Source organism: Candidatus Moraniibacteriota bacterium, assembly GCA_016699875.1.
Lineage (GTDB): Bacteria > Patescibacteriota > Minisyncoccia > Moranbacterales > UBA1568.
On sequence record CP064989.1, the window covers coordinates 96,581 to 122,116 of the forward strand.

25 protein-coding genes are annotated in these 25,536 nt (G+C 45.5%); 3 read left to right on the forward strand and 22 right to left on the reverse strand.

The features are described from left to right. Positions 1 to 87: 87 nt before the first annotated feature. Positions 88 to 1,212 (forward strand): glycosyltransferase, encoded by a 1,125-nt coding sequence (locus tag IPK84_00475; GenBank protein QQS15830.1) that lies wholly within the window; start codon positions 88 to 90, stop codon positions 1,210 to 1,212. Here the strand turns inward: IPK84_00475 and IPK84_00480 are convergent. Genes IPK84_00480 through gmd form a run of 8 tightly spaced genes read right to left on the reverse strand, consistent with a single transcriptional unit; the run spans position 1,191 to position 9,152 of the window. Next, a complete protein-coding gene (locus tag IPK84_00480; protein QQS15831.1) occupies positions 1,191 to 2,309 on the reverse strand; it encodes a glycosyltransferase family 4 protein in 1,119 nt (372 codons plus the stop codon). The genes IPK84_00475 and IPK84_00480 overlap by 22 nt on opposite strands. Further along, positions 2,306 to 3,088 carry a class I SAM-dependent methyltransferase gene (locus tag IPK84_00485; protein ID QQS15832.1) on the reverse strand — a complete coding sequence of 261 codons (783 nt, stop codon included), beginning with the start codon at positions 3,086 to 3,088 and terminating at the stop codon, positions 2,306 to 2,308. The genes IPK84_00480 and IPK84_00485 overlap by 4 nt, the downstream gene beginning before the upstream one ends. Next, on the reverse strand, positions 3,085 to 4,197 hold the full coding sequence (locus IPK84_00490) for a glycosyltransferase (GenBank protein QQS15833.1): 1,113 nt from the start codon (positions 4,195 to 4,197) through the stop codon (positions 3,085 to 3,087). Before IPK84_00490 ends, IPK84_00485 begins: the two co-directional genes overlap by 4 nt. 1 nt (position 4,198) lies before the next feature. Beyond that, the gene (locus IPK84_00495) at positions 4,199 to 5,290 is read right to left on the reverse strand and encodes a glycosyltransferase (GenBank protein ID QQS15834.1); all 1,092 of its coding nucleotides are present in this window, start codon (positions 5,288 to 5,290) and stop codon (positions 4,199 to 4,201) included. 8 nt (positions 5,291 to 5,298) lie between these two features. Further along, a complete protein-coding gene (locus IPK84_00500) occupies positions 5,299 to 5,832 on the reverse strand; it encodes a methyltransferase domain-containing protein (protein ID QQS15835.1) in 534 nt (177 codons plus the stop codon). 4 nt (positions 5,833 to 5,836) lie between these two features. Then, positions 5,837 to 7,120, reverse strand: coding sequence for an oligosaccharide flippase family protein (locus IPK84_00505; protein ID QQS15836.1), 1,284 nt, complete (start codon positions 7,118 to 7,120; stop codon positions 5,837 to 5,839). 19 nt (positions 7,121 to 7,139) lie between these two features. Beyond that, the gene (locus IPK84_00510; protein ID QQS16242.1) at positions 7,140 to 8,078 is read right to left on the reverse strand and encodes a GDP-L-fucose synthase; all 939 of its coding nucleotides are present in this window, start codon (positions 8,076 to 8,078) and stop codon (positions 7,140 to 7,142) included. Positions 8,079 to 8,111: 33 nt separating this feature from the next. Continuing rightward, on the reverse strand, positions 8,112 to 9,152 hold the full coding sequence (gene gmd / locus IPK84_00515) for a GDP-mannose 4,6-dehydratase (protein ID QQS15837.1): 1,041 nt from the start codon (positions 9,150 to 9,152) through the stop codon (positions 8,112 to 8,114). 161 nt (positions 9,153 to 9,313) lie between these two features. On the opposite strand from gmd, the gene IPK84_00520 reads away from it, so the two are divergent. Further along, entirely contained in the window at positions 9,314 to 10,768 is a 1,455-nt protein-coding gene (locus tag IPK84_00520) for a glycosyltransferase family 39 protein (protein ID QQS15838.1), read from the forward strand. An 8-nt stretch (positions 10,769 to 10,776) separates the two neighbouring features. Next, complete coding sequence (locus IPK84_00525) at positions 10,777 to 11,478, forward strand: hypothetical protein (protein ID QQS15839.1); 702 nt, start codon at positions 10,777 to 10,779, stop codon at positions 11,476 to 11,478. A gap of 50 nt (positions 11,479 to 11,528) precedes the next feature. Here the strand turns inward: IPK84_00525 and IPK84_00530 are convergent, their stop codons facing one another. The 14 genes from IPK84_00530 to trxA all read right to left on the reverse strand — a co-directional run bounded on the left by IPK84_00530 (position 11,529) and on the right by trxA (position 25,480). Beyond that, a complete protein-coding gene (locus tag IPK84_00530) occupies positions 11,529 to 12,479 on the reverse strand; it encodes an SDR family NAD(P)-dependent oxidoreductase (protein ID QQS15840.1) in 951 nt (316 codons plus the stop codon). Positions 12,480 to 12,530: 51 nt separating this feature from the next. Beyond that, entirely contained in the window at positions 12,531 to 13,802 is a 1,272-nt protein-coding gene (locus IPK84_00535) for a glycosyltransferase (GenBank protein ID QQS15841.1), read from the reverse strand. 11 nt (positions 13,803 to 13,813) lie between these two features. Next, on the reverse strand, positions 13,814 to 15,103 hold the full coding sequence (locus IPK84_00540; protein QQS15842.1) for a peptidoglycan DD-metalloendopeptidase family protein: 1,290 nt from the start codon (positions 15,101 to 15,103) through the stop codon (positions 13,814 to 13,816). Positions 15,104 to 15,134: 31 nt separating this feature from the next. Next, positions 15,135 to 16,649 carry a glutamate--tRNA ligase gene (locus IPK84_00545; GenBank protein QQS15843.1) on the reverse strand — a complete coding sequence of 505 codons (1,515 nt, stop codon included), beginning with the start codon at positions 16,647 to 16,649 and terminating at the stop codon, positions 15,135 to 15,137. A gap of 59 nt (positions 16,650 to 16,708) precedes the next feature. Continuing rightward, positions 16,709 to 17,881 carry a GNAT family N-acetyltransferase gene (locus tag IPK84_00550; GenBank protein QQS15844.1) on the reverse strand — a complete coding sequence of 391 codons (1,173 nt, stop codon included), beginning with the start codon at positions 17,879 to 17,881 and terminating at the stop codon, positions 16,709 to 16,711. 147 nt (positions 17,882 to 18,028) lie between these two features. Then, complete coding sequence (gene thpR / locus IPK84_00555) at positions 18,029 to 18,595, reverse strand: RNA 2',3'-cyclic phosphodiesterase (GenBank protein QQS15845.1); 567 nt, start codon at positions 18,593 to 18,595, stop codon at positions 18,029 to 18,031. Between the two features lie 4 nt (positions 18,596 to 18,599). After that, positions 18,600 to 19,694: a molecular chaperone DnaJ gene (gene dnaJ, locus IPK84_00560; GenBank protein QQS15846.1), complete on the reverse strand. Its 1,095-nt coding sequence runs from the start codon at positions 19,692 to 19,694 to the stop codon at positions 18,600 to 18,602. 137 nt (positions 19,695 to 19,831) lie between these two features. Further along, a complete protein-coding gene (locus tag IPK84_00565; GenBank protein ID QQS15847.1) occupies positions 19,832 to 20,230 on the reverse strand; it encodes a very short patch repair endonuclease in 399 nt (132 codons plus the stop codon). 8 nt (positions 20,231 to 20,238) lie between these two features. Then, positions 20,239 to 21,882, reverse strand: coding sequence for a TIGR02391 family protein (locus tag IPK84_00570; protein QQS15848.1), 1,644 nt, complete (start codon positions 21,880 to 21,882; stop codon positions 20,239 to 20,241). Beyond that, entirely contained in the window at positions 21,875 to 22,984 is a 1,110-nt protein-coding gene (locus tag IPK84_00575; GenBank protein ID QQS15849.1) for a DNA cytosine methyltransferase, read from the reverse strand. The genes IPK84_00570 and IPK84_00575 overlap by 8 nt, the downstream gene beginning before the upstream one ends. A gap of 147 nt (positions 22,985 to 23,131) precedes the next feature. Continuing rightward, on the reverse strand, positions 23,132 to 24,160 hold the full coding sequence (mltG, locus tag IPK84_00580) for an endolytic transglycosylase MltG (GenBank protein ID QQS15850.1): 1,029 nt from the start codon (positions 24,158 to 24,160) through the stop codon (positions 23,132 to 23,134). A gap of 19 nt (positions 24,161 to 24,179) precedes the next feature. Further along, positions 24,180 to 24,626, reverse strand: a complete 447-nt coding sequence (locus IPK84_00585) for a hypothetical protein (protein ID QQS15851.1) — start codon at positions 24,624 to 24,626, stop codon at positions 24,180 to 24,182. An 80-nt stretch (positions 24,627 to 24,706) separates the two neighbouring features. Continuing rightward, positions 24,707 to 25,147: a YjbQ family protein gene (locus IPK84_00590; GenBank protein QQS15852.1), complete on the reverse strand. Its 441-nt coding sequence runs from the start codon at positions 25,145 to 25,147 to the stop codon at positions 24,707 to 24,709. A gap of 18 nt (positions 25,148 to 25,165) precedes the next feature. Further along, positions 25,166 to 25,480, reverse strand: a complete 315-nt coding sequence (trxA, locus tag IPK84_00595; GenBank protein QQS15853.1) for a thioredoxin — start codon at positions 25,478 to 25,480, stop codon at positions 25,166 to 25,168. Between the last annotated feature and the right edge of the window lie 56 nt (positions 25,481 to 25,536).

Below are 25,536 nucleotides of genomic sequence, written 5' to 3' on the forward strand. Positions count from 1 at the left end.
TGATCCGGGATCCAGAAATCACAATCGATCTAGATTCCGATTCTGATGCCAGGATTACAGAGCAGAGAAATATCATCCACATTTTCTATGCCCAAGAAAAGAATCATCCACCTCATCACGGGACTTGAAATAGGAGGAACGGAAATGATGCTCCTTAAAACTTTGCCAGGATTGCAAGGAGACTTTGACAACCGCGTCTGCTGTATTCGTGGTCACGGATCGATAGGGAAGCGACTTGAAAATGCCGGTGTTCCTGTCGTATATCTCGAACTGAAAAATATTTTTGATTTTGGTGCAACTCTCCGTTTCCGTGGCATTATCAAAGAATTTCAACCAGATATCCTTGTCACCTATCTTATCCATGCCGATCTTCTTGGTCGCGTTTTCGGTCGGCTTTTCGGAATCAAAAAAATCATCTGCAATCAACGAGGAAAACTTCTCCAATGGGAGTTTCTTCGTTTCATTGATTATGCCACGAAATCATTGGTCACGAAATATATAGTACAGACTAGCATTGCTCAACAGGAACTCATGAAAAAACTCCGCCTGCCTAAAGAAAGATTAGTAGTCATTCCAAACGCCATCGATACGGAAGAGTTCAACTTTGAAATGGATTGTGGCAAAAAACGAGCTGAATTCTCTCTGAAATCAGACGATATAGTCATCACCTGCGTGAGCAAACTTCGCCGTGGTAAAGGGCACAAATATCTCCTTGAAGCATTTGAATCACTTTCATTGCGAGGAAGTGAAACGACTGCAGCAATCCAGCCTTCCCACCTCAAGCTCCTCCTCGTCGGCGACGGCGAGCAAAAAGAGGAACTTCTCGAGCAGGTCAAAAACTACACATCAAGGCCGAATATTCTCTTTCTTGGAAATCGTGGTGATATCAAAGAAATTCTGAAAATTTCTGCCATTTTTATACTCGCAACGGAAGGCGAAGGGATGTCCAATGCTATTATGGAGGCGATGGCCGCTGGGCTCCCCGTCATTACGACTAACCTCCCGGAAAACCATGAACTCATTGAACACGGAAGCACCGGAATCCTTGTGCCTCCAAGAAATGCTAGCATGCTCGCTGAGGCGATGAACTTCCTTGTTGCTGATCCACACAAACAAAAAGCTCTCGGAAAAAACGCCAAGGGTGCAATTATGGAAAAATTCGACCTCAAAAAAATTGTCAGGCGACTTTCTCAATTCCTCGCAAGACTATAGAGAAGTTCCTCCCACTGCTTCCCTACGATATTGATATCGTGGTTTTCTTTTGCATATCTAAAAGCATTCGTTGATTTTTTTTTCCAATCGCCCTCATCATTCAAAAGAGTTTCTATCTGATCGATCATTTTTTCAAAAACCGAATCAGCGCAATAGCCTATATTATTTTTAGTTATATAATTGTCGGGGTTTATGTTAAGCGTAACCACTGGAGTACCCCCGATACACGATTGCAAATGAACATTCGGAAATCCTTCGTATTCCGAAGTGCACACCAATAGCCTTGCCTTATTGAAATACTCCTGTATCTTATCAAATGGCACGCGTTCGATAAACTGAACATTTTCCATACTCTGCGCCTTATTGAACGCCATCTCGAAATATTCCACCAAATGATTTTGTTTTGGAGCGATCATGACAAACCGCTCTCGCGGAAATTTTTTGGCAAGTTTCAGATATGTTTCCGGACGCTTGTTCGGCTCCATCCTGCCTACCCACAGAATACCTTTCTTTTCCGATTCTGAAACAATGCCTGTCTCATCATGTTCATGTATAGCGAACGCATTTTTTATGAGAACAGCATCTATACCATAATGCTTCTTTAAGAGCGCCTCATTTTCTTTGCTCTGAGCAATGATGACATCGGCGTGCTCTAGGCCGAATTTAAACAATTTTCCGCGAAATCCGTTTTTTCGTATATATTCTCCATCGCAATCAATACTACTCGCTGTCCGATAGATAAATCTCTTTCGCAACACTTTGCAAAACAAAGCTATGACACCGACTTCTGGTCCAGCTGCAGATGTTATGAATATATCGGCATCCGTCCGATAAAGCGCTTTTATCAAAATAAATAGCGATTTTACGCGGAACCACGGACTCAAATATCCGCCAAGGCGGATTGATTTGATAAACGTATAATCTCCTATGCGTTCTGTATCTGCCTGACCGAAGTCAGCCACAATAAAACTTATTTCATGACGCGATGCAAGATGTTCAGCAACAATCGAAAGCTGTAATTCGGATCCGCCGAAAACAGCCTGGTGGCCAGACTTGAACAGGGGGTACGCAGAAAGAGAAAAGAAACAAATCTTCATAAGATTTCCTTCCCTGCCTCACCTCTTTTCTTGTATATCGAAAGAATGTATGGAGAAACAGATTTAGTTTCCGGCAGCATTATTCCATTTTGGAAAAGAAAATTAAATACGTTTTGAATAGCTTGATGGATATACCCAAATGGCCATTTCCCTGAATACAGACCGAAATTCACCCTTCCGATATACCCGGTATAAATGTTTTCAAGAGCGTCTTTATTTCCAACCTCGTTGAAAAACTCAAGATTCATAACGTCAAGATTGTGAATCTTGACATTCTCACTATTCAACAGTTTCTGATAAAAGAGATTCCACCCTGAAAGATTCGGGACCGAAATAACAATAAACCCACCCGGCTTGGTAAATTCAATGTGTTTCTGAATTATGCGTTGGAGCGTATCCCCATGAAAATGTTCGATAAGCCCGGCAGAAAAAACAACATCATAATGTTTTTTTGGAACGAAGCTGTCCAGATTTCCTTGAAAAAGCTCATGCGTTATACCCAATACATCCAGGTTCTTCCTCGTAATTTCAATCCCTTTCGGTGAAAAATCAATTCCAGAGACGTTGTAATCGAAACGATTATGAAAATAATACATCCAACCACCCGGCGCGCACCCCAGCTCGATAAAATCACACGGGTAATCGGTGGGGAGAATTTTCTTGAAAATTCTATCAAGCTCAATACTAGAAAGGCTTGCGTTATACTCATATTTGATCGGGAGTTTCGTTTTCTCGATATTACTATCCCAATAGCTTGATTCGGTCAGAGCCTCTCTCATAGTGATGTGTTGTTATTGAGCCATTTTTTATCAGCCCTTATTTCATCCATTATGGATTTAAACGTGTTTTCCAGCTTATAAAATTGCGCAGCTCTTTTAAAGCCCGCCATAGCGATTCGCTTCCGTTCTTCATCATGGGTAAGATAGTATTCTATCTTTTCAATAGCTTCTGAAATGGAATCATACGTAACCACTTCTTCATCGATCCTATAAAGTTCCGACAAACCATCCTTACAGTCACAGATCTGCATGACTCCATTCATCGGTAATTCATACAACCTCAAGTTGCTCGGACCGAAAGACATATGCATATTGAAACCGATTTTTGTGTCTTGATACAGGCTCACTAGTCCATCTTTTGGCAGTTCATTTATTCTCGGTATCTCAAAATATCGCTTCACCAGATATTCAACGACCCTTTTAATAGTGCTTGCGCCCTCATAGTTCCAACCTCTTCCATAGATAAGCATTCTTTTGCCGAAGTGTTTTTTTAACCGAAAGATACGAATGATTTTTTTGAGGTACGCACCACCAACATAAACCAAATCAATATTCCGAGAAGATACATCATTAAAGGGAAGTCTATATTTGATTGGATTTGCACCAAGTGGCACAAACAGAGCCTTCCGTGCTCCCCATTCTCTATATAGTTCCTCTGTTTTTTTCAATCTATCAAAATAGATCCCTCCGCAAAAAGCATAATCATAATACCGTACATACCAACGCGAAGTATGATCGGATCCCTCTGGATCATCACCAAAATAGCACGCAGCATACGAAATTGATTTTACTCTATTGATAAACGACTGTGACCAAGGGTATCCAGAACCAAAGAAAATGCAAATAGTTACTTGATGATCTTTCAGATAATCAAGGATACGAGAATATTCTTGAGCCACACCTTCCAGGAGATCCAATCTACCGTGCTCTTCATATGTTTTGAATCGTATCAATTCTGGATTATCTGTATCAAAGAGATGCACCTGGAGATCATTAAAAAGTGCCAATGCCTGGACATTCTCTTTTTCTGATAAAGTTGTGCCGAAGCTTTTTTTTTGAAAAAAAGCGACTTTCGTAGCGCCGGTTTTATTGAAAATTTCGAATCTCATATTACGAGGTGATATAACGGATATGCTTTTCCATCACTCGTTCATACGTGTATTCTTTTGATGCCCTTTCATATCCGGCACGTGCAATCTGCTCCCGCTCAGCGTCATGTTCAAGATAATATTTTATTTTCCCCAATGCCTCCTTTATGCTCGAATAACAGACAATCTCCTTTCCGACTTCATACAAAGAGTGATATCCATTCTCGTTATCGGTTATCTGCAAGACACCGTTCAAGCATAACTCATAACTCCGTGCATTGCTCGGTCCATACGATAAGTGACGATTGAAACCGATCTTACTCCTCTTATATGCTTTCTTCAACTCGACATCGCTGATATTTTCAACCTCTGGAAGTGGAAAAAAGTAATTCAGAAGGCTGTATGCGCTCCTGAAAATGGTATCCGCAGAACGAGGATCATATCGGCTATATAGCTTCAATCGATTTCCAAAGCGTCGATACAGTCGGTGTAGCGAAATCCATCGCTTCCAATTGAACGAACCCACATGAATAACATCGATATCCTTTTTATCATATTCAATCGGCCGTAAATCATAATGCCTCGGATCAACGAAGACTGGCAGAAACTTCACATCTTTCGCTCCCCAGCTACGATACATTGCCGCAATCGTTCTGCGTCCATCATAGTCCACCCCCGAACAGATGCATTTGTCATAGAAACGAACAATTGGTTTTGAGTAAACCAAACTCCCTTCCGGATCATCGACAATTTTCGTTGCAAGGACGATTCCGAATGCTCGCAACTCATTCAAGAATTTCGGATGCCACATATTCGAATTCAGTAGCGCGTACCGGATACGCTCCTGCCGAATCTTATTCACCAGCTTTCCTATAGTTTCCCGATATTCCGGGATACGGAGAGCATTGTCCAAATTGTACGCCGGGGCCGTTTTCCCTATTCTTGTCCAAACCTTCGGTAAAGAATCATAAAAACCCTGATAAAAATCGGGGTCAATATAATACAGCGTGACATCAAGGAACGAGATGACCTCCCGTAGACCATCCGTTATGAAAATCGGATGCCCTATAAGGATCTTTTTCGATCCACTTCCGATGTGTTGAAATATCTGCATACGCCATCCTACTTTACCGCCTCGACGTTAAGACTGACCGGCAATCCATGTTCCTTATCCATGTGAGGAATGTATGCCTGCGAGTAATCATCGATTCCGGCATGCTCCGTCTTTCTCCAATCATACCGCCGAACCCCCTTGAAACCAGCCTCTATAAGAAGCTCTGAAAGAAATCTGAAATCGAACGCCATATAATGGAAATTATAAAGATACGTCTGCCCACCGACAAGCGGTCCGAGAACCAGTTTCAAATCTCCATATTTCTGATAGATGGCAACGATCTCCTCAAAACCGGGTACTGAAAGCCTCAAAACGCCTCCCGGTTTCAATACCCGAAACCATTCCTGTAAAACCTTCTTGACCTCCGTTCGCTTGAAGTGCTCTAGAATATGACAGGCATATACGAGATCCACACTATCATCATCAAAGACACTCAGATCATCGGCCGGTATCTTATAATCGATGTGATCAAAGTCCATGAGATCGATATGGATAAACCCAGGAATATATATTCTCCCACACCCAAGATGCAATTTTTTCATACATTTAGACATTCTTACAAATATTTACATGAATCATTTTCCTTACATAAATAGCGGCCAAAACATAAATTAGAATTTGCGCAATCAAATATGCATACACGCTCCTGAAAAGGATAATCGAGCTTACCATGAAACTATAAATAACCAAGTTAATAAATGTCGCCCTTCCGATTTGATCGATATTTAATATCCCCATGAAAACAAAGAAAATTATATTCAAAAGTGATGCCAGGGAAAATAGAAGCATGAGTATCAATTGAAATGGGTATTCGTTACCGAAAAACAAGAGAAATGTTGATCCACTCAAGACATTAAGAATGAACCAAAGAATGAAATACCTATAAAAAGCAACCTCCAATTTCTTAACAATTGGTTTGAGATTCTCCTTATTTCTTATAACAACTGGCCAAAAGATATTCATGAAGACTATAGCGATCGTTGAGATAACTGTCTGCGATGAAGTGTAATATGCACTATAGACTCCGAGCTCAGCGTTTCCTATATACTTACCAATAAAAACCTTGTCCGAGCTCAGAATGAGGCCGCTTACACCGGCAATTATCAAGAATTTATTGTAATGTAGCAATAACACAACATCATCCCATGTAAAAAAAACAAGTCTTTTCCTCAAAAAATAAAGAGCCGCCACGATAAAGATCGTGGCGCCAGCCATAAGCGAAGCTACGTAATACAAATATGTGAATGTTTCCCGCGAAAGAAAATAAAAAGAGAAAAAGACGAGAATGACAAAAATTGAATCCAGAAATTTCATCGCCGATTGCCTCTTGAAAAAACCGAGTGCTCTCAAGAATGAGTCAAATAATTCCCGAAAAGAAAATATGAGACCAAAGAAAAATATCAGGAGAATTGAAGAATCACTTAAATCGAGTTTATCTCCCAAGAAACCCCTGAAAGCGTAAACGAAAACGAAGAAGACGGCTGCCTGAATGAGCGTTAAAAATATGGACGCACTTAGTAGCGCCTCTTTTTTCTCTTTGTATTTTTGATCTGAGACAAATCGTGTACCACTCGAATTATTCCCTAAGAGAAAAAAGAAGGTTGACGACGTCGCAAGAGAGAGGAAGTAATTATATTCGCCATAACCAACCGGACCAAGAATCCTTCCGGCTGATATGTTTGTTACGAATAAAAGTCCGGAAGTGAGAACACCCAAAAAAAACGAGAAGGAAAGGTTCTCTAAAAAGAGCTTCATTTCATCGCTCATGGCATGATGAAATATCTTTTCATGCAGTTTTTCAGCAAAAACTTTCACTTTCTCTCTAAGCATAAAAAATAAGGGGGTGCATTTACGAAACTTTCCTCGCATCATCGAGAAACCAATCATACGTCGTCCTGATTCCGTCCAGAAGAGCGATCGAATGCATCCATCCGAGGGAACGCAACCTGGTAACATCGAGCCACTTTCTCGGCGTCCCATCCGGTTTTCTGGTATCCCAGATGATCTCACCTTCAAATCCGATCACCGATCGAATTGTTTCCGCGAGTTCCTGTATCGTCACATCTTCTCCCGTTCCAATGTTCACTATTTCCGATCCGTTGTAATGATCCATAAGAAAGACCGCTGCATCCGCAAGATCATCCACATGGAGAAATTCCCGTTTCGGCGAACCCGTTCCCCACAACGTCACCGTCTTCGCACCGGAGACCTTCGCTTCATGAAATTTCCGAATCATCGCCGGAAGCACATGCGACGTTTCAATGTCGAAATTGTCGTTTGGACCATAAAGATTTGTTGGCATAACGGAGATAAAATTCGTGCCATACTGATCATTGAAACTTTGGCACATTTTAATTCCCGCGATCTTTGCAGTAGCATAAGCATCATTTGTTTCTTCAAGAGGACCCGTCATGAGATATTCTTCCCTAATCGGTTGCGGGCAAAGCTTCGGGTAAATACAGGAACTTCCAAGAAAGAGGAGTTTTGTCACACCGTTTTTCCATGCACTATGGACGATATTGTTTTGTATCTGCAAGTTTTCATAGATGAAGTCCGCCTTTTCTTTTTTGTTCGCAAGAATACCGCCAACTTTGGCGGCGGCCAAAAAGACATATTCTGGCTTCCCCCTCTCAAAGAACGCCTCGACATCCGACTGACGAAGCAAATCCAATTCCTCCCTTGTCTTTAAAAGAAGATTGCCATACCCTTTCGCGAGCAGTCTTCGCACGATTGCCGATCCAACCAACCCTCGATGCCCAGCAACGTATATTTTCGATTGTTTCTGCATCATAACGATGAGTCCATGGTCATTATTTCTACTTTATTTTATCAGACGCTGCACAGCTGCAAAATCGGCATCCGTCATCAATTTCACAAGCTCGCGAAACTTCGTTTTCGGCTCCCACCCGAGCTCTTTTTTTGCTTTGGATGGATCACCGATAAGCATATCCACTTCCGCCGGACGAAAATACCTCGGATCGATTCGGATGATCGTTTTCCCCGTCTTCACATCCTTTCCTTCTTCGTTCATGCCACTTCCTTCCCAAGCGATCTTGATACTAAGTATCGCCGCAACCTCCTCGATAAATTCCCTAACTGTATGCATTTCATTGGTCGCAAGAACATAATCATCCGGTCTATCACCTTGTAATATCTTCCACATCCCTTCCACATAATCCTTAGCGTATCCCCAATCTCGCTTTGCGTCGATATTCCCGAGATAGAGCATATCTTCCAGTCCGCATACGATACGGGAAAGTCCTCGGGTTATCTTCCGTGTCACAAACGTCTCGCCGCGTCGAGGCGATTCGTGATTGAAGAGGATACCGTTGCAGGCGAACATCCCATAACTTTCCCGATAATTCTTCGTAATCCAGTACCCATATACCTTCGAGCAAGCGTAGGGAGATCGTGGATAAAAAGGCGTCTTTTCGGTTTGCGGAACCTCCGACACCTTTCCGAACATTTCGGAGCTCGACGCTTGATAGAACTTCGCGCATATTCCAGAATCCTTTATCGCATCCAAAATCCTGACTGTTCCAAGCGCGTCGATATCCCCCGTATATTCCGGTATATCAAAACTCACCCGAACATGACTCTGCGCACCAAGATGATATATTTCATCCGGACGAATTTTCCCGATAAGCCTCGAAATACTGCCTCCATCAGAAAGATCACCGTAATGCAGAAACAGCCGAACATCGTTTATATGCGGATCCTGATAGAGATGATCGATGCGTTCCGTGTTGAAGGTTGAGGCTCTGCGAATCATTCCATGCACTTCATAACCCTTCTCCAAAAGCAATTCGGAAAGATACGATCCATCCTGTCCAGTTATGCCAGTAATAAAAGCTTTTTTCATATATTTTGTAGTAACCATAGAATCCTAAACAACTCCCCTACTTCAACCTTCAACGAGACCTCCTTGGAATCGCATCAGAAGTGCCATTTTAAAGCATTCATAGTATACTCTCATTGAAGATTTTCCAAAAGACAAAGACGTCTGCTCCATGTAGAGAGCGCATGAATATTACTCAACATCCCCTATTTCTCATTTCCCTCCTTCTTGCCGCCTTTTTTTTCAAAGGCGTGTTTTTGGTGGCGCTTTTCCCGATATTCACCGGGCAAGACGAAGCAAGACACTACAACACACTTCAATACTTCAATCAACCGAAAATACCCAACGAAAAGATGACTCACCGTCCTTACATTCAAAACAAAGAAGACTTTTCCGACTACAATTTCTCCGAAGAAATCATCAATACCGGAAAAGCGGCCGGCATTGATGATTTGCGGCACGGGCTTTTTGATACGCAGCCATTCGTCTCGGAAAGCTTTGACGGTCCGAATGAATCGAGTATCACTCAAAAAACATGGAAACCATATAACTTCACTGCACCCGCCGACATTGCCGGAACCGGAAGTTTCTACCATAAAGTTGCGAGCGAAATCGAGTCAGCACTTTCTCAACACGATATTCTCGTTCGATTCTACGCAATTCGCATTTTCTCAGTATTTCTTGGAACCATAGCCGTATTGCTCGCCTTCCTCATTGCGAGAGCGCTCCGATTCGACTTATTCACAAGCACCCTCTTTGCCGCACTCGTCGCTTTCCAACCGAAGTTCTCCATGTACATGACCAATATCAACTACGACGCCCTCCTCATCCCATCGTTTTTCCTCTTTACCTGGGGAGGGGTCTTGAGTCTCCAAAAAGGACTTAACTGGAAGAGCTTCATCGTGATGCTGACAGCAGTGGCAATCGGACTCCTCACCAAGGGAACCGCTATTGTTCTACTCGCGGCATTTCTTGGCATTATCGTTTTTCACATTCTTGCTCTGGCAAGGCGCACCTTCAATGCCACCACTACTATAAAAAGCGTAGGGGTGGCACTCTTCGTTATCGTCGGTATATTCATACTCTCCAGCGGACGATACCACTACACAACACTCATTCCTGTCGGAGATTCACTATCAATCACCATCAGCTCCTTGGAAAGCTACCTCGACAAAAGCCTCACATTCGGGAGATTTGCACTTTCGTCACGTACCTATTGGGGCACGCTCGGATGGAACGACGACTTCTTGGCAAATCATCTCACAGATATACTCTCACGAGTCGAAGGAATTGCCGCGCTTGGCCTCGTGCTCTTTCTCTTCACTAAAAACAAGCCTGATTTCCTTCCGGAGAAATGCTCGGTTATATTTCTTATTGCCATGATCTTGGCACTTCAACTTGGTATTCGAGCCGCAGACTGGAACATATTTGCCCATACCGGGTCGCTCGTTCTCGGCACGCCAGGCAGATACTTCCTCCCTAATTTGGCAACACACATCATACTTGTCTTCATTGGGCTCGGTATGCTTCTCGGAACCCGCGAACGATTTAAGAACGTGCTTATCGGCGGAGTTATCCTGATGTGTTTCTTCTCAATATTTCTCACGCTTGATACGATTCTTCCACGATTCTATCTCTAATATCCGCTATGTTCCCATATCGAACACCAGCACTCTTTCTCACGCTCATTGCCATCTTAACGGCGATTATTGTTGTGAATCTCTCCAATCAGTGGGGATTTCCAGACACTCGATTCCCTCTCAATAAAGGAGAAAAAACAAAGCTTGGCGAAGCGGGAGCGCAACAGACATTCAAGATTGACCGCAATGGGCTCTCGGGCATCAATATCCTCTTCAGTGGCTCGCAGATAGACAATGGTGGAACACTCTCGCTCGCTCTCCTCGATGAGTCGTGTCAGGAAACAATCGTCCGACAGGTACTCCTCGCCAGGTCTCTTGATACCGAGAACTCGTTTCGATTTTCTTTTGCCTCCATTGCCGATTCAAAAGGAAAAACCTTCTGTCTCGATATACATTTTTCCCCCGAGAAAGGATCGAAAAAAGCGGCGATATTCGTTATTCCCAACACGATCCCCGAGAAATCGCTCTCACTCTTCATAAATGGAAAAGCGCGTCCCAATGAATCACTCGCCTTTCGTCCCGTATACAGAAGTGGCAACATTCTTACCGACCTCATTGAGCTCGATCAACGAATATCCCAATACAAACCATGGTTCTTAAAGAGCGCCGCCCTTGCTGGAATAGCGATTCTCTCCGTCGGATTCACCTTCTGGTTTCTTATCCTCATAGCAATCTCCCCATCAAAGCAGAAGCACAAAACAAAAGAATGAAAACTGCCTACGCCTTCTCTTGGTAGCTCGAAAATACTTTCGGGAAACGCTTACACCCTGTAATACTCCCGGTACCATTCAACAAAGTTTTTGATGCCTACATCGATACGCGTCGTCGGTTCCCATCCGAGCGCGCGCAGTTTTGAAATATCCGCAACTGTCGCCGGGACATCGCCCGGCTGCATGGGCATCATCTTCTTCTCAGCTGTCTTCCCGATATTCTCTTCGATAACCTCGATAAATCGTGTCAATTTTTCTTCAGCATCACCGCCAATATTCATAACACCTGTCGGCAAATCAGCATCTAATACCCTTATCGTTCCAGAAACGATATCGTCGATATAGGTAAAGTTTCTCGTCATATTCCCGAAATTGTACACTTCTATCGGCTTTCCTTCAAAAATATTTTTTGTGAAACTAAAAAGGGCCATATCAGGCCGTCCCCACGGACCGTACACCGTGAAGAACCGAAGCCCGGTCGTCGGGAGCTTATACAGATGGCTCCACACGTGAGCAAAGAGCTCATTTGCTTTTTTACTCGCGGCATACGGAGAAACCGGAGCATCAACAGAATCGCTTTCAGCAAATGGTACTTTTTCATTCCCGCCATAAACGGATGATGACGATGCATACACAAAATTCTTTGCATCATGTTTTCGCGCCGCCTCAAGCAATACAAGCGTGCCGTTCACATTCACATCCGCATACAGAAGCGGGTCCTGTATAGAATATCGAACACCCGCCATTGCCGCCAAGTGGACCACTTTCTCTATCTTCTCCTCTTCAAAAATGCTCTCAACTAGTTTCGCATCGCGGATATCGCCCTCGTACAACTTGAAATCAACACCCTTCAAAAAAATAGCGATACGATCCCGCTTGAGTTGCGGATCGTAATAATCATTGAAGTTATCAAGAATCACTACTCGATCACCGCGCTCCACTAAGCGCTTCGTCACTGCTGACCCGATAAATCCAGCACCTCCGGTCACAAGAATATTCATACAGAGAGAATTAGGTATTACGAAGAAATAAGGAGTCGAGAAAACACGCTATCAAGAATGCGGGATTCTCGCTTTCAGGAAGAGGCTGTACTCGCCGTCAGGATCACTATTTGTCGTATAGCACCGAAGAGCAGTCTCTCGAGCCCTCTCCCCCATCTTCCTCCGAAAATCACCATCAGAAATAAGCTGTGATGCTTTTTTATACCAGTCTTCTTCATTCACGGCAATATACCCATCTTCACCATCACGTATTGCCTCTTGAAAAGTTTGCGTCGCCGTAGCGATCGTTGATACGCCGACAATGCCCGCTTCAAAGAATTTCAGTTCGCTCTTCGCCTCACAAAACGGATCGCCGACTTCCAAAGGCGCAATATTGATATCGACGCTTGCAATATTCCGAAAATTCTCAGCACGCGGAACATAAGAAACATGATCAATACGAGTAGTGTACGGTTCGAGCACGCTAGGAAGACTGAGCGGTCCGCCAATAAAGATTCGAAGATACTCAAACTCATCCAGAAGCCGCTTCAAAACAGATGAAACTGTGTCGAAATCCCGATCATGCCCCGTTGACCCGCTAAAATAGCCGATGGTAACAGGAGCAGGAAATGGAAGGTGGGAGATAGAAGATGAAACGACACTGTCTGACTCCTTATTTCTCATTCTTAATTCCACATCCCGCATTCTTAATTCTTCTGTATCCTTTTTTCTTGTCTCAAGAATCGCCTCTGCGATTGTGACATCTTCACAACTCAGGCGATTCGGCACGACAAACACTGGCTTCCCAAAAACACGAAGCCTCTCCGCAAGAAATTCCGTACTCGTTGTTACTCCTGAAATAGCCGAGCTCTTCAGAAATTCAGCGCCGATACCGTTTTGATACTGCTTTCTTTCAAATGCATTCATCGCCTCATAGGCAGCTGTTTGTTTGAAAAGTGCCACGTCAAAAGTAAGATCATCCGTATCAAATATCACAGTCTTTTTCAAAGATTCCAACTGTCGGATAAATGCATCCACAGATGACGTCCACGACGTCCGGTGAAATACAAACACCGAAAACTTCTCGGCAAATCGTGAAAGACGAAGGGTGTCCTGCTGAATCACTCCTGCTCGGAAGCCCTGCAAACGAAGAGATTCCGCAACATGCGCACAACGATAGCGCGCACTATCGCCAACACCGCTCGCTATAAAGAGAACATCTCCGGAGTCAGCCCGACGAAACAGTGTCGGTATTGAAGAAACGATCCTCCGACTCCCATTCACAATTCCGTCTCGCCGAAATACCGACCACGCTTTTCCAAGTTGTACAAGAAGTCGTTCCATACGACAGAAATCTACAGGTACTTCTCCGGATTGATATGCGCGCCCGTCGGAATAAGAAGATCCTTTATACTTGACGACTTTACCACCTCAAACGACTCGCTTGTGTACACGCCAAAGTGCACATGCGGCCCGGTAGAATACCCCGTACTTCCCATAAGACCGATTTTTTCGCCGCGATCAACCTTCTCGCCCTTCTTAACTGACTGCTTACTCAAATGCCCATAGAGCGTTGTCAATCCGTTTTCATGCTCTATGGCAATCCACTTCCCATAGGCATACTTCCCCTCATCACCCATTGCGACTACCTTTCCATCCTCTGCCGCCAGAACCGGCGTGCCCACTGAGTCAGCAAAGTCCACCCCATTGTGAAAGGTATACCACTTCGTAAAGGTCGTCTTGCCATACCCTTGTGTTTTGCGCGGATCCTTCACTGGATACCCGAGAACACCCGAGCTGAAATTCGGAATAGAGCTCAAATCTATCTTCCCAGCCCTCGCCGCATCCAGCTGTTCGATTTCATCTTCTATTTCCTTACGCTGCTTCTCCAAGTCGGAGACGATATCGCTATACTTTGATTGCTCTGCCGCCGCTTGTGCCGCAAGCGTCTCTTTGTTGCGTCGGGAATTTTCCAAATAAGCATTCTGTTGCTCAAGCTGGAACTTCACACTTGCCACTTCCACTTTCTTTGTACTTGCCAAATCGTGTTCGCGCACAAGAGCATTGCGAAGATTCGTTATACTCGAGAGCGTCTCTTTCACGCCCGTTCCCGCCTCGAAAAGGTGATCCCGCCCAAGAATCATCGAATCAAAATCATCCACAGAAGCAAGCAACATTGATGAAACGCCAATAGCCTGCGTCTGAGAATCATAATACGAACGAAGAATACCCGCCAAAATGCCCTTCTGAATACCAATTACTTTTTCCTTCTCCTTCACTCGAGATTCCAACGACTCAATTTGCTGTCCCAAGTCCGCCAATCGCCGCTCATTGCTCGTGATATCGCCTTGCAACACATCCGATTGCGCCGCCAAATTCTCCGCCTGTGCCGCCAGTTGGTCATGTTCCTTATCTTTCAAGTTTACAATTTTCTGGTAGGTTTTTATTTTGTCCTTTAGCTCGTCGAGCACATCTTCCTTTTCATTTTGCGCTTTCTTGAGTGCATCCTCTTGCTCCGGTGTGCGTGTCGCCTGCGCATGAGAAATATTCCGAAATGGAACCAGAGAAAGAGCAAAAGACAGGGCCATCAAGAAAGAAAACCCAAAGAGCAACTCATGCACTGTCTTTCCCAAGAACGCCTTCATCGTTCTAGTCGTAAAGATTTGTACCCCCTGATTATAGCATTTTCTCCAAAAGCGTCTCCGCTTTTTCGATTCTCTCAAGTGTCGACTGCTTCCCAATGACCCAGGCAATTTCATGGGGCGGCGGCGACTGCTTCTCGCCCGAGAGCGCCACACGAAGCGGCCAGAGGAAATCCCCTCGCCTCTCCCCTGCCGTTTCAAGGAGTGTTTTTTCCAGCCGCCCTCGTTCCCATTCATTGTCCGGAATATCTGCAAGCACCGCGAGCATCGTCTCCAGCAACAGTCTCGTTTCCTTGGGAGTATTCTTCTTCCACGGAAGAAACAACGGATCCACCGTCGGCTCAACAAAGAGAAATTTTGACGATTCACCAACATCGGAGAGTTTTTGCAGTCGGTCCTGTTCGATAACCAATACCCGCGCTACATATTCCGATTCTTTCCGGCTATCTTCGACAGACTCGAACCACGTCTTTTGTCGCAAAAACGGGAGCGCTCTCGTGAATAATTCTTCAGCTGAGAGGTTCTTAATATACTGCGCATTGAGCCAGTCAAGCTTCTTCCCATCAAAGACCGCTCCACCCTTGTGAACATGGGCAAGATCAAACTCATCTACCAATTCACGAAGTGAAAAAATTTCCTGAGTCTTCCCCTCGCCAGGATTCCACCCCAAAAGCGCCACAAAATTGAGAAGCGCCTCAGGAAGATACCCCTTCGCCAAATAATCCTCAACCGCTACATCGCCCTGCCGCTTCGAGAGCTTCGAGCGATCGGGATTGAGGAGAAGCGGCAAGTGCGAAAACTGCGGAATATTCCATCCAAACGCTTCATAGAGCAAAATATGCTTCGGCGTCGACGGCAACCACTCTTCACCGCGAATCACATGCGTGATACCCATCAAATGATCATCCACTACGTTTGCCAAGTGATAGGTTGGAAATCCGTCCGACTTAAGGAGCACCTGATCATCAATCGTCTCCCGTAAAAACGAAACTTTCCCGCGCACGGCATCATCAAAAGTGATGTTCCCATCCCCTCCATCAACGCGCAGCCGAACCACATACGACGCATCTTCTATCAATTTCTTCGAAACCTCTTCCTTCGACAGATTTCGACACCGCCCGTCATATCGCGTCGGCTCTTTGCGCGCCTCTTGCTCTTTCCGCACCGCCTCGAGTCGTTCCGCACTGCAAAAGCACCGATATGCCCTCCCCTTATCAATCAATTCTTCGGCATGCTTCCGGTATATATCCAGCCGCGCGGACTGAACATACGGACCGCACATCCCCTTTTCTGTCGTCCCCCATCTTCCGTTTTCCGCTTTCCCCACCAATCCCTCATCCCAGTCAAAAAACAATCCGAGCGTCCCCAACAATTTCTCGACCGCATCCTCAACCAGTCGCTTCCGATCGGTATCTTCAATACGAAGAATAAACGTGCCTCCGCACTTCCGTGCAAAGAGATAATTATACAAAGCCGTCCGCAAGCTCCCCACATGCAAATACCCCGTCGGCGACGGCGCAAACCGCACCCGAACTTTTTTGTCATCCATAAATATTCAGTTTCTTCTTAACATACGACGCTTCCACTTCAGAATCAAAGAAATGATTTTTATCTTTGGAGTACCATCACCAGACGAGGTTCGCCATCACCCCAATAATTTTCTTTTCGGGATTCAATAACAAATCCAAAAGACCGGTACAGCTTCTGCGCAATCATATTGTCCGGATGAGTAACCAAATCGATCCTCTTCATATCTTTCAAATCCTCTTCCAAAATCTTGCTCAACACCTCACGTCCGATACCTTGCCCCTGAAAACGAGGTGCCACAACAAGTCCGCTTATATGAGCAATGTTTTCGCCTTTTCTTTCATATGAAACATTTCCCACTATCTCACCGCCCTTTTCAATAAGATAGACAGAACCTTTCCGCATCTCTTCATTCCATTCGTCTTCCTTGACCATCGGCGAATAAATGCACGTTCCCGAGACTTTGTTCTCAATATCCAGAAGCAGAGGAATATCAGTATGCGTCGCCTCTTTCAAATGAACCGGCAGAGGTGTATTCATAAGAAAATCACAAAGTACCGAACAAGGGAATACAATAACCGCTCGGAATATCCTTCGCCACCGCGACGGCTGGACAAGAAGCCGCCAGAGCCACTCAAATCCGAATATTCGAAGTAATTTCGGAGCTCGAGAGATCTTTCCGGTCAGGAAGTCAAAAGCCCCTCCCACTCCCATTGCCAGTTTCACATGTTCCGCACGTCCCCGCAAGGACTCGAGGAAATATTCCTGCTCCGGTGCTCCGAAGTTGGAGAAGACAATAGAAGTGTTGATTGTTGATTGTTGATTGTTGATCGGCAAAGCAAATTCCTCCCCCGTCACTTTCAATCTCGGGTATTTCTTGAGAAGTGCGGTTTGAATTTCATCAAGCGATGAAAGTCCATCTTTCCTAATGGCAAGAAACATGGAAAAATTTCGTTTCTCTGCTTCTTTCAGAATCTCATGAAGTATATCCGCACCTGGAAATCGATCGATGTGTTTTCCGGAAAGCCACCCCGCAATCGTAATGCCGATACCATCCGCAACGCGCACATCCGCCTGAAGAAGATTCGCATGAAATTGCTTACTTTCTCTTGCGAGCAAGAGAAATTCCGGCCCGACGGTTGCAATCCGATGGAAAGCATTCCCTGAAAGCCAGCGCGTTACGCCGTCACGCACTTCTCCGCGCGACACGAGCGATAGAGGTATTCCGAAAATGGAGAATGTGCTCAAATTCATGTATTCCAAAAACAGCAAAGCATTCGTCATCCCGACCGAAGCGACGAAGGAGCGAAGCGGAAAAATCCAAAACCGTATTGGTTATGAGGCCCCTCTGTTTCGGTCGGGAGGACATAGGTACGGTCGGGATAATCAATGCAACCCGCATTACTCCTCCCCCAGAGGGAATTCTTCCAGCACTTCATAGTGCAAACCTTCCGCTTTTGAAAACGTGCTCTCGAAGAGCGTGAGACTCGAAACAGGAATTGAAACTCGCCAGGATGAGGCGAGGATAGGCTTCTCACGAAGCGCCTCCCACTTCTCTTTGCGGATGCGAGCAAGCGTGATATGCGGACGGAAATGCTTTCGAGGCGCTGTCGCCATATCCAATGCCTCTTCAAGTCGATTTGCCAGCAAAAGCAATTCCGCACTTTCTTCTCCCGAAAACCACAGCATATTTCCCTTCTCCGAAGCATCGCCCTCCTTGTGTGAGAAATCTATTGTGTCAAGCGCCACATCGAACGATTCAGTAGCCAGACACACCTCAGCAATGCGCGACACGATCTCGGAAATATCCTCATCGCCTCGAAATCCCAGGAAAAGCACCGTCACGTGCAAATTCCGCTCTTTGGTAAGACGAAGCGGCAGAGATGTCCATTTTTCCATCCGTACCGAGAGCCGCCTCGCCACTTCCGCCGGGATACGAACTCCCAAGAATATTTTCCGCGCCTTCATAGCCTTATTTTTCAATATCCCGAAGAGCTTCAAAAAGCCTTTTCTCCTCGCGCGAAAGATGCTTCGGAACACGCACCGTCACCGTCACCAAGTGATCTCCTCTCCCCCACGAACTCCCTACCGGAAGAAGCCCTTTGCTCCGAATGCGAAACACCTCGCCCGACTGCGTGCCGGCAGGAACTTTCATAGATACCAATCCATCAATTGTCTCGACATCCACCGTATCGCCAAGCGCCGCTCGCACAGCAGAGACAGAAATATTCGAAAGCACATCATTGCCTCGTCGCGAAAAGACCGGGTGCGGTCGCACATGCACCGAAACCAAAAGATCGCCCGGCTGGCTCCCCGCCTCTCCCGCCTCGCCCTCACCCGAAAGCGAAAGCATCTGCCCATCCTCGATACCGGCCGGGATATCCAACGGAATTTCATCGGTTTTTTTCACACGTCCCGAACCGCGACACTCCAGACATTTCTCCGCATACACTTTCCCGCGCCCACCGCAATCGCCACACACTTCCGCTTGCTGAAATGTCCCTAAGATACTCCGTACCGTTCGCCTCACTTGTCCGGCGCCATGACATGTCGGACAGTTTTGCTCTTTCGACCCGCGCTTGCCGCCCGTGCCTGAACACAAAGAGCACGCCACTTCTCGTCGAAGCGAGAGCGTTTTCCGCACGCCAGCCGCCATTTCCTCAAATGAAATTTCAACGTCTACCTGAATGTCAGATCCGCGCCGCCGCGACCGACTGCCTCTTGACCGGCCGCCACCGAAAATATCCGAGAAAATATCTTCGAAACCCCCCTCAAAATGAAAGTTGCCATTCGAGAATCCCTCGAAGCCGCGGCCGAAATCGAAACCGCCAAACCCGGCACCTCCGCCGCCACCCTGCGAGAACGTCTCGCCGAACTGGTCATACTGCGCCCGCTTCTCTTTATTCGAAAGCACCTGGTACGCCTCATTGATCTCCTTGAACTTTGCCTCGTCGCCACCCTTTTTATCCGGATGATGCGCATGTGCGAGCTTTCGATACGCCTTCTTAATCTCGTCCGCCGACGCCCCTCGGGCAACACCAAGTGTCTGATAGTAATCCTTCGCCATAGTCAGAAAGTATACAAGCAATGCTTTCAGTCTACCCCAAACTCAAAAAATTAGCAATCACCAAAAGTGAGTGCTAATTCCAAAGACTGCAGAGATACATTTACGAAAAAGAGCGAACTACAAGCGCTATATTGCTGTTATCGCTTAGTAATTTTATCAAAATTGAACATGAAGTTCTTGTTGTTCAAATCATGCTCCCATATTCGTATTACGTTCCACCCGAGTTTTTTGTAGTGGAGAGTAACCTCTTTGTCCCGTTCCTTATTTCGGGAAATCTTCTTCATCCAAAATTCTTTTCGAGTTTCCGGAATAGAACCATGTCTCTGGCATCCGTGCCAGAAGCATGAATCCAAAAATAGCACAGTTTTGTATTTTGGTAGAACTAGATCGGGTTTACCATGATATTTCTTTGAATTTTTTAAGTATCTGAATCCCCGCTTCCAAAGTTTCTTTCTAAAATCAACCTCGATTTTACTATCCTTACTCTTAACTTTAGACATTATCTCACTCCGCTTCCTGTCCGTGTAAATGTCCATATAAAGACCTACAGCACAACTGCATTATCTAACCTGTAATACAGGTGAGAAAGTAGTGCAAGCGCATCCAGACAATCACGGTCAGTATATAATCCTGACTGTCCCAAATCTTCAACCTCTTCATGTGAAATTGGATCTCTGAATGCGTCCCACATTGCGAGTGCAAGCATTCTATGACCTTCAGTGATATTTTTGACAGTATCAGCCTCAAACGAATCGCCGTTTGGCTTACTAAAAGCATCGGTAACTGACATTTTTGGATTTTTGAGCGCAAACACATTTTCGATCAGGTTTCGGTCCGTGATCGTAGAGCTGGATTTTGCCTTTAGATTATTTATGTACTTTTTTACTCCTTCGAACACAGCGGTGTAGTAGTTGCCATCCTTATAATAACGAAAGGCCAAAGTCTTTAATTCGGGGTGTAGGTTTCTCCAGTGAAAATATGGATATGGCTTAATGATTTTCTGCAATCCTTTCAAGCTGCTTGTGAGATCGTCATCTGCAAGTTCAGATTCACTAAGTAGGGCGCCGATAACGGGGTCAAGATCATCCTTTATTTCTTCTGGAATGTGGCTTCGCCATTCGCCAATACTCATTCCTGTTCGTTTTTCGGCTTCTTCTGCACGCAAATCTGCTCGTTTTCTGCGCCAATCTCGTTCAAGCGAATTAATCATCCTTTGTAGACACAGTTTAAGTTTCTGCATCTCAGGATGACCCCAGTTGAGAGCTTGACGGTTTGTCGATATCACATCTTCGTCTAGCTCATCTATATAGTCCACTTCAAGCCAGCCAGTCAAATACGAAAAGAAGTGGCTTGATGTGCTGTCAGAAAAGTATTCCGGAAGATTAACGAGCTTTTTGCGAGAAAATAACGTAATACCTCGCATATTTGTACGAGGTGAAATTGGTTTCTTTGTTGCAATCAAATGTCCTGATATCTTATCTTTTACTTCGCATTCCCATTCTTCTGCCAGATCATTGGGGATACTCCACTCAACCTCCTTATCCAAATCGTTGTATTTTCGTTCGTTCTCAACCGGCACTGTATCACCATCGTTAAGTTGTATAGAAATTCCAAAATCCTCGTCCACAATGAACATTTTTGATAGACTATTGGCTACTTCTTCAGCATCAAAATCCGATTCGCGTTGGATTTCTCTCAGCATAACGGTGGTTCCCATCTCATCTCCACAATCTTCATCATTGATAACAACTGTTGGGTGGTACTCTTTTTCTTCAGCTTGAATTTCATCCCATCGAAGCTTGAATGTATTATGCTTACCGGCTTTCTTTGTGGATATTTCCACTTCGTGAGCTATGCCAAAAAATGATAGTTTTCCTAAACCTTTTTTGCCAATTATCTTTCGGCCGCCTGGACTAACATCTGTTTGATCCTCGTGACGACGGTCGCGGCCAATCATCAGAAACTTTTCGTCAATTTCTTGAAACGTCATTCCATGACCATCGTCTGACACAACAATTTCTTTATTCGTGCCGTCGTCCAGAAGATGAATATGTACTTGTTCCGCATCCGCATCATACGCATTAGCAACAAGCTCTGCCAATACGGGTGGCAAAGTTGAATATAGCCGAACGCCCAGGTGCTTTATGGTGCGCGGATCGAATTTCATTGTCAGTGTTGGCTCAGGCATTGGACTTTACGTTACCATCAACAGACTTTATGATTTGCTCACCCAAGATTCTTGCAAACTCGGGAGGAACTGCATTACCAATCATTTTGGCAACATCCGCTGTGTTTGCGCTGATAAACTCGTAACTTTTCGGAAAGGTTTGCAGTGTTGCTCCTTCGCGAAGTGAAATGCCTCGATCCTCTTCTGGATGAGCGAACCGACCATTGCTGATGCTATAAAACTTGGTGGTGATTGTGGGAGAAGGTTTGTCCCACCACATACGACCGTAAGTATCAGAGAATTTCTTTTTCTTGCCGTCATCAGATGAGAAACAGGCGAGCGCATGGCTTTTCTTGCTTTGCCAAACACTGCGATCCCCTCCATCCTTTGGCGTCATCCTCAAACGATCCAGGTTCTTTTTGCTCAAGCCGGCCACGGTGTGCATCCGCTTTGTTCCATCTTTATGTCCGGCAACCACTACCGCAAACCCATTGTTCACGCCGATAGCATCCCTGACCGTTCTACGCTTTTTTATTGGTTTTGGCAACTCGACACCGGCTACCCGCGAGGCCAACAGCGTAAAGCGTCGACGTCTTTGCGGAATGCCATACTCAGACATATTCACAACATGAAAATCATTGAACTTGTACCCGATTTTCTCGATCGACTTTATAAATGAATTTATGGGACCGCCTTTTTTCGAAGAAGAAATCCCCGGGACGTTCTCCACCAAAATATATCCGGGCATGAAGTATTCAACGTATTTCTGAAAATCGAGAATAAGATTTTTTGTCTTCTCAGACCTCTTCTTGCTCGTGCGGATAATACTCCAGAATTGACACGGAGCGCATCCGGCAAACAGAAGATTATCATCACCTCTCCTTAAATTCAAATCTTTCTCCATGCCCTTTGGTGAATAGCTAGTCACATCTCTATCCAAAAACACCGCCCCCGGATTGTTTTTTTCATATGTTTCTTTACAGATACTATCGTTATCTACCCCTGCAATCACATTAATACCAGCCATGCGTAGACCATACGTAAGACCACCAGCACCTGAAAAGAAATCCACTGCTTTAATTCTTCCATTTTTTACCACTTTAAGAGGGTTCGACATCGACATATCTTTCATTTACATAGAATCAAACCAAATCACGAAAATCAAAAAGCCTGCACCCAAGATACATCCAGATTGTACCACTAAACACATTGCCACTCTCAAGAGAGTATGTCCGAGGCGATAAAGCGAAAAAAATTTAAAAAATGTAGCCTACAATCCATTTTTGGCTTTATTCTTCACATGCTCCTCGAAGGTTTTGGAGAAGAAGGTTTGGCCGGTTTGAGGGTTATTGAGGAAGAAGTAGTAGTCGTTGGCGATCGGGAAGAGCGCGGCGCGAAGCGAGACAAGTCCCGGATTCGATATGGGTCCGGGCGGAAGCCCCTTGTTGGCGTAGGTATTGTAGGGCGAATCGACGGCGATATCTTCGGCGGAATGCTGAATCTTTGTCGCGCCGCCTCGCGCGTACTGCACCGTCGCATCACTCTCAAGCGCGTGCCCATCGGCAAGCCGTCGCCAAAAGAGATCGCTCACCATTCCCCGTTCGCGTACGATATCTTCCGCAGACTGTCTCGCCGTGCCGATCTCCCGCTCGACGATACTCGCCATCGTCACAATCTCGAGAATACTCTTCCCTTGTCGCATCGTCTCCGTTTGCATATCAGCTGTGAAGCGCGTCTCGAAATTCCGAAGCATTTTCGAAATGATATCCTCCGGAGTCGCCGAGAGAAGAAACGTGTACGTATCCGGAAAGAGAAATCCCTCGAGCGACGCGCGCTCCGGCACACCCGCCAGCACCGGATATTTCTCACGCCACTCAGCAAGCGGGTTCGTAACCAGCGCCAAGAATCCATTGCCGTCAAACTCGTTCGCCGAGAGTCGAGCGGCCATCTGTTGAGCCGTCCATCCTTCGGGGAATGTCAGCGTGATCTCCTTTGGCTTCCCGTCATTCAAGAGGAATATCGTCACCACTTCCGGCGAGGTGAGTTTTCCGGGGATTACAAAATCCCCTGCATGAATCTTTCCTCGGAGACCCCCCAGCCACGCGCTCCACAAGAAATACCATCGTGATACCACAAGATGCTCGCTCTCAAGGCGATTCGCTACCGAGAACACGTTTTCATGCTCATTGATATGAAAGAGCCGCTCCCCAACAAATTCGCTCTGTACTGATTTCGCTCGATAGACAAAAACACCAGCACCAATGCCAGCAAAAATACACAACCCAAGGAATCCAAACAAAAGCCTCCTGAGCACAAGATTATTCTAATTCTTTCCGCATATCTTCAAGCCATTGCTCCAGTGTTTTTCCATTTTGAGCCGCCAATGTTCTTTGCTCATCCATCCATCCGGGGACCTCGGAATCCACTATTACTTGAAATCGTTTCGCCCGTTTTTCATCCTCCTCTGTCCAGCCTGCCGGTCTCTTTCCTCTCTTAGAAGCTAATAAAGTTTTCCACTCTTCCACTTCATTTGTTAGCTTCCGCTGGAATTGTATCCAGCTTTCTAGTGACATTCCTGAAGATTGTGCCAGCCGTCTTTGTTCTTCAATTGGAAGGTCCAAAACATCCTGAACTTTTCGATTTTCTTTGTGCCCTATCCATAAGCTCTTTCCTATTGTTTGTTCAAATGATTCCCTTTCAAGAACAGCTAATTCCTTTTGACGTTTATTTAATCGGTAAATCCAGAACAGTGTGCATAGCGACATTTGTCATATATACCCGTGAGCTCTCCACTCAACTGATTGTCGACTTTCGACTCAACAACACATCTCGAATATCTCTGCGCTCAAATCCCCATCACCTGCACCACAACATCGCGCTTCCTGGCGCCATCAAACTCGAGTGCGAAAATACTTTGGAGCGGCGAGAGAATAAGATCGCCGCGCTCGATCAGCACCGTCTCACTCGATCCGACAAGCAGCGCCTTGCAGTGCGAATGCCCATTGCTCCGCCCGTCGGAAGGGCGCTCCTTGCGAAGCTCGAAGAGATCATGCGAGTAGTGATCGTCGATCGGCGCCACTTTGTAGAGAATACGCATGAAGTCCTGCAAAAGAAGCGGCTCGTTGTGATTGATCACAACGCTCATTGTCGTATGCGCCGAAAATACCGTCACCTGCCCCTGCCGAATACCTGATTCGCGCACGATATCGCGCACACGATCCGTAATATCCACGAAGTCGATCTGCGTCCGACTCTCAAAGGGAACGACCTGTTTGTGTATTCTCATACCCTCCTCTTTTGTGTTTTATGCTTTCGACAGAGCATCTTTGAGCACATCCTTCTGTTGAAGACCCAAAAACTCTTTCACGACTTTCCCGCCTTTGAAAATCTTGAGACTCGGAATAGACATGATGCCATATTCTGAAGCGCGTTTCGGATTCTCATCCACATCGAGCTTGCCCACCTTTGCCGTCGATTTCACTTCCTCGGCGAGTTCTTCAATCACCGGACCCATCGCCTGACACGGGCCACACCACTGCGCCCAAAAATCCACCAATACCGGCTGCTCACTCTTCAACACCTCTTCCTCGAAATTATCGTCAGTAAATGTATGTGCCATACTACTTGAAATTATTTGATACGATACGTATTGTCTCATTTGCAACATCATCGGAA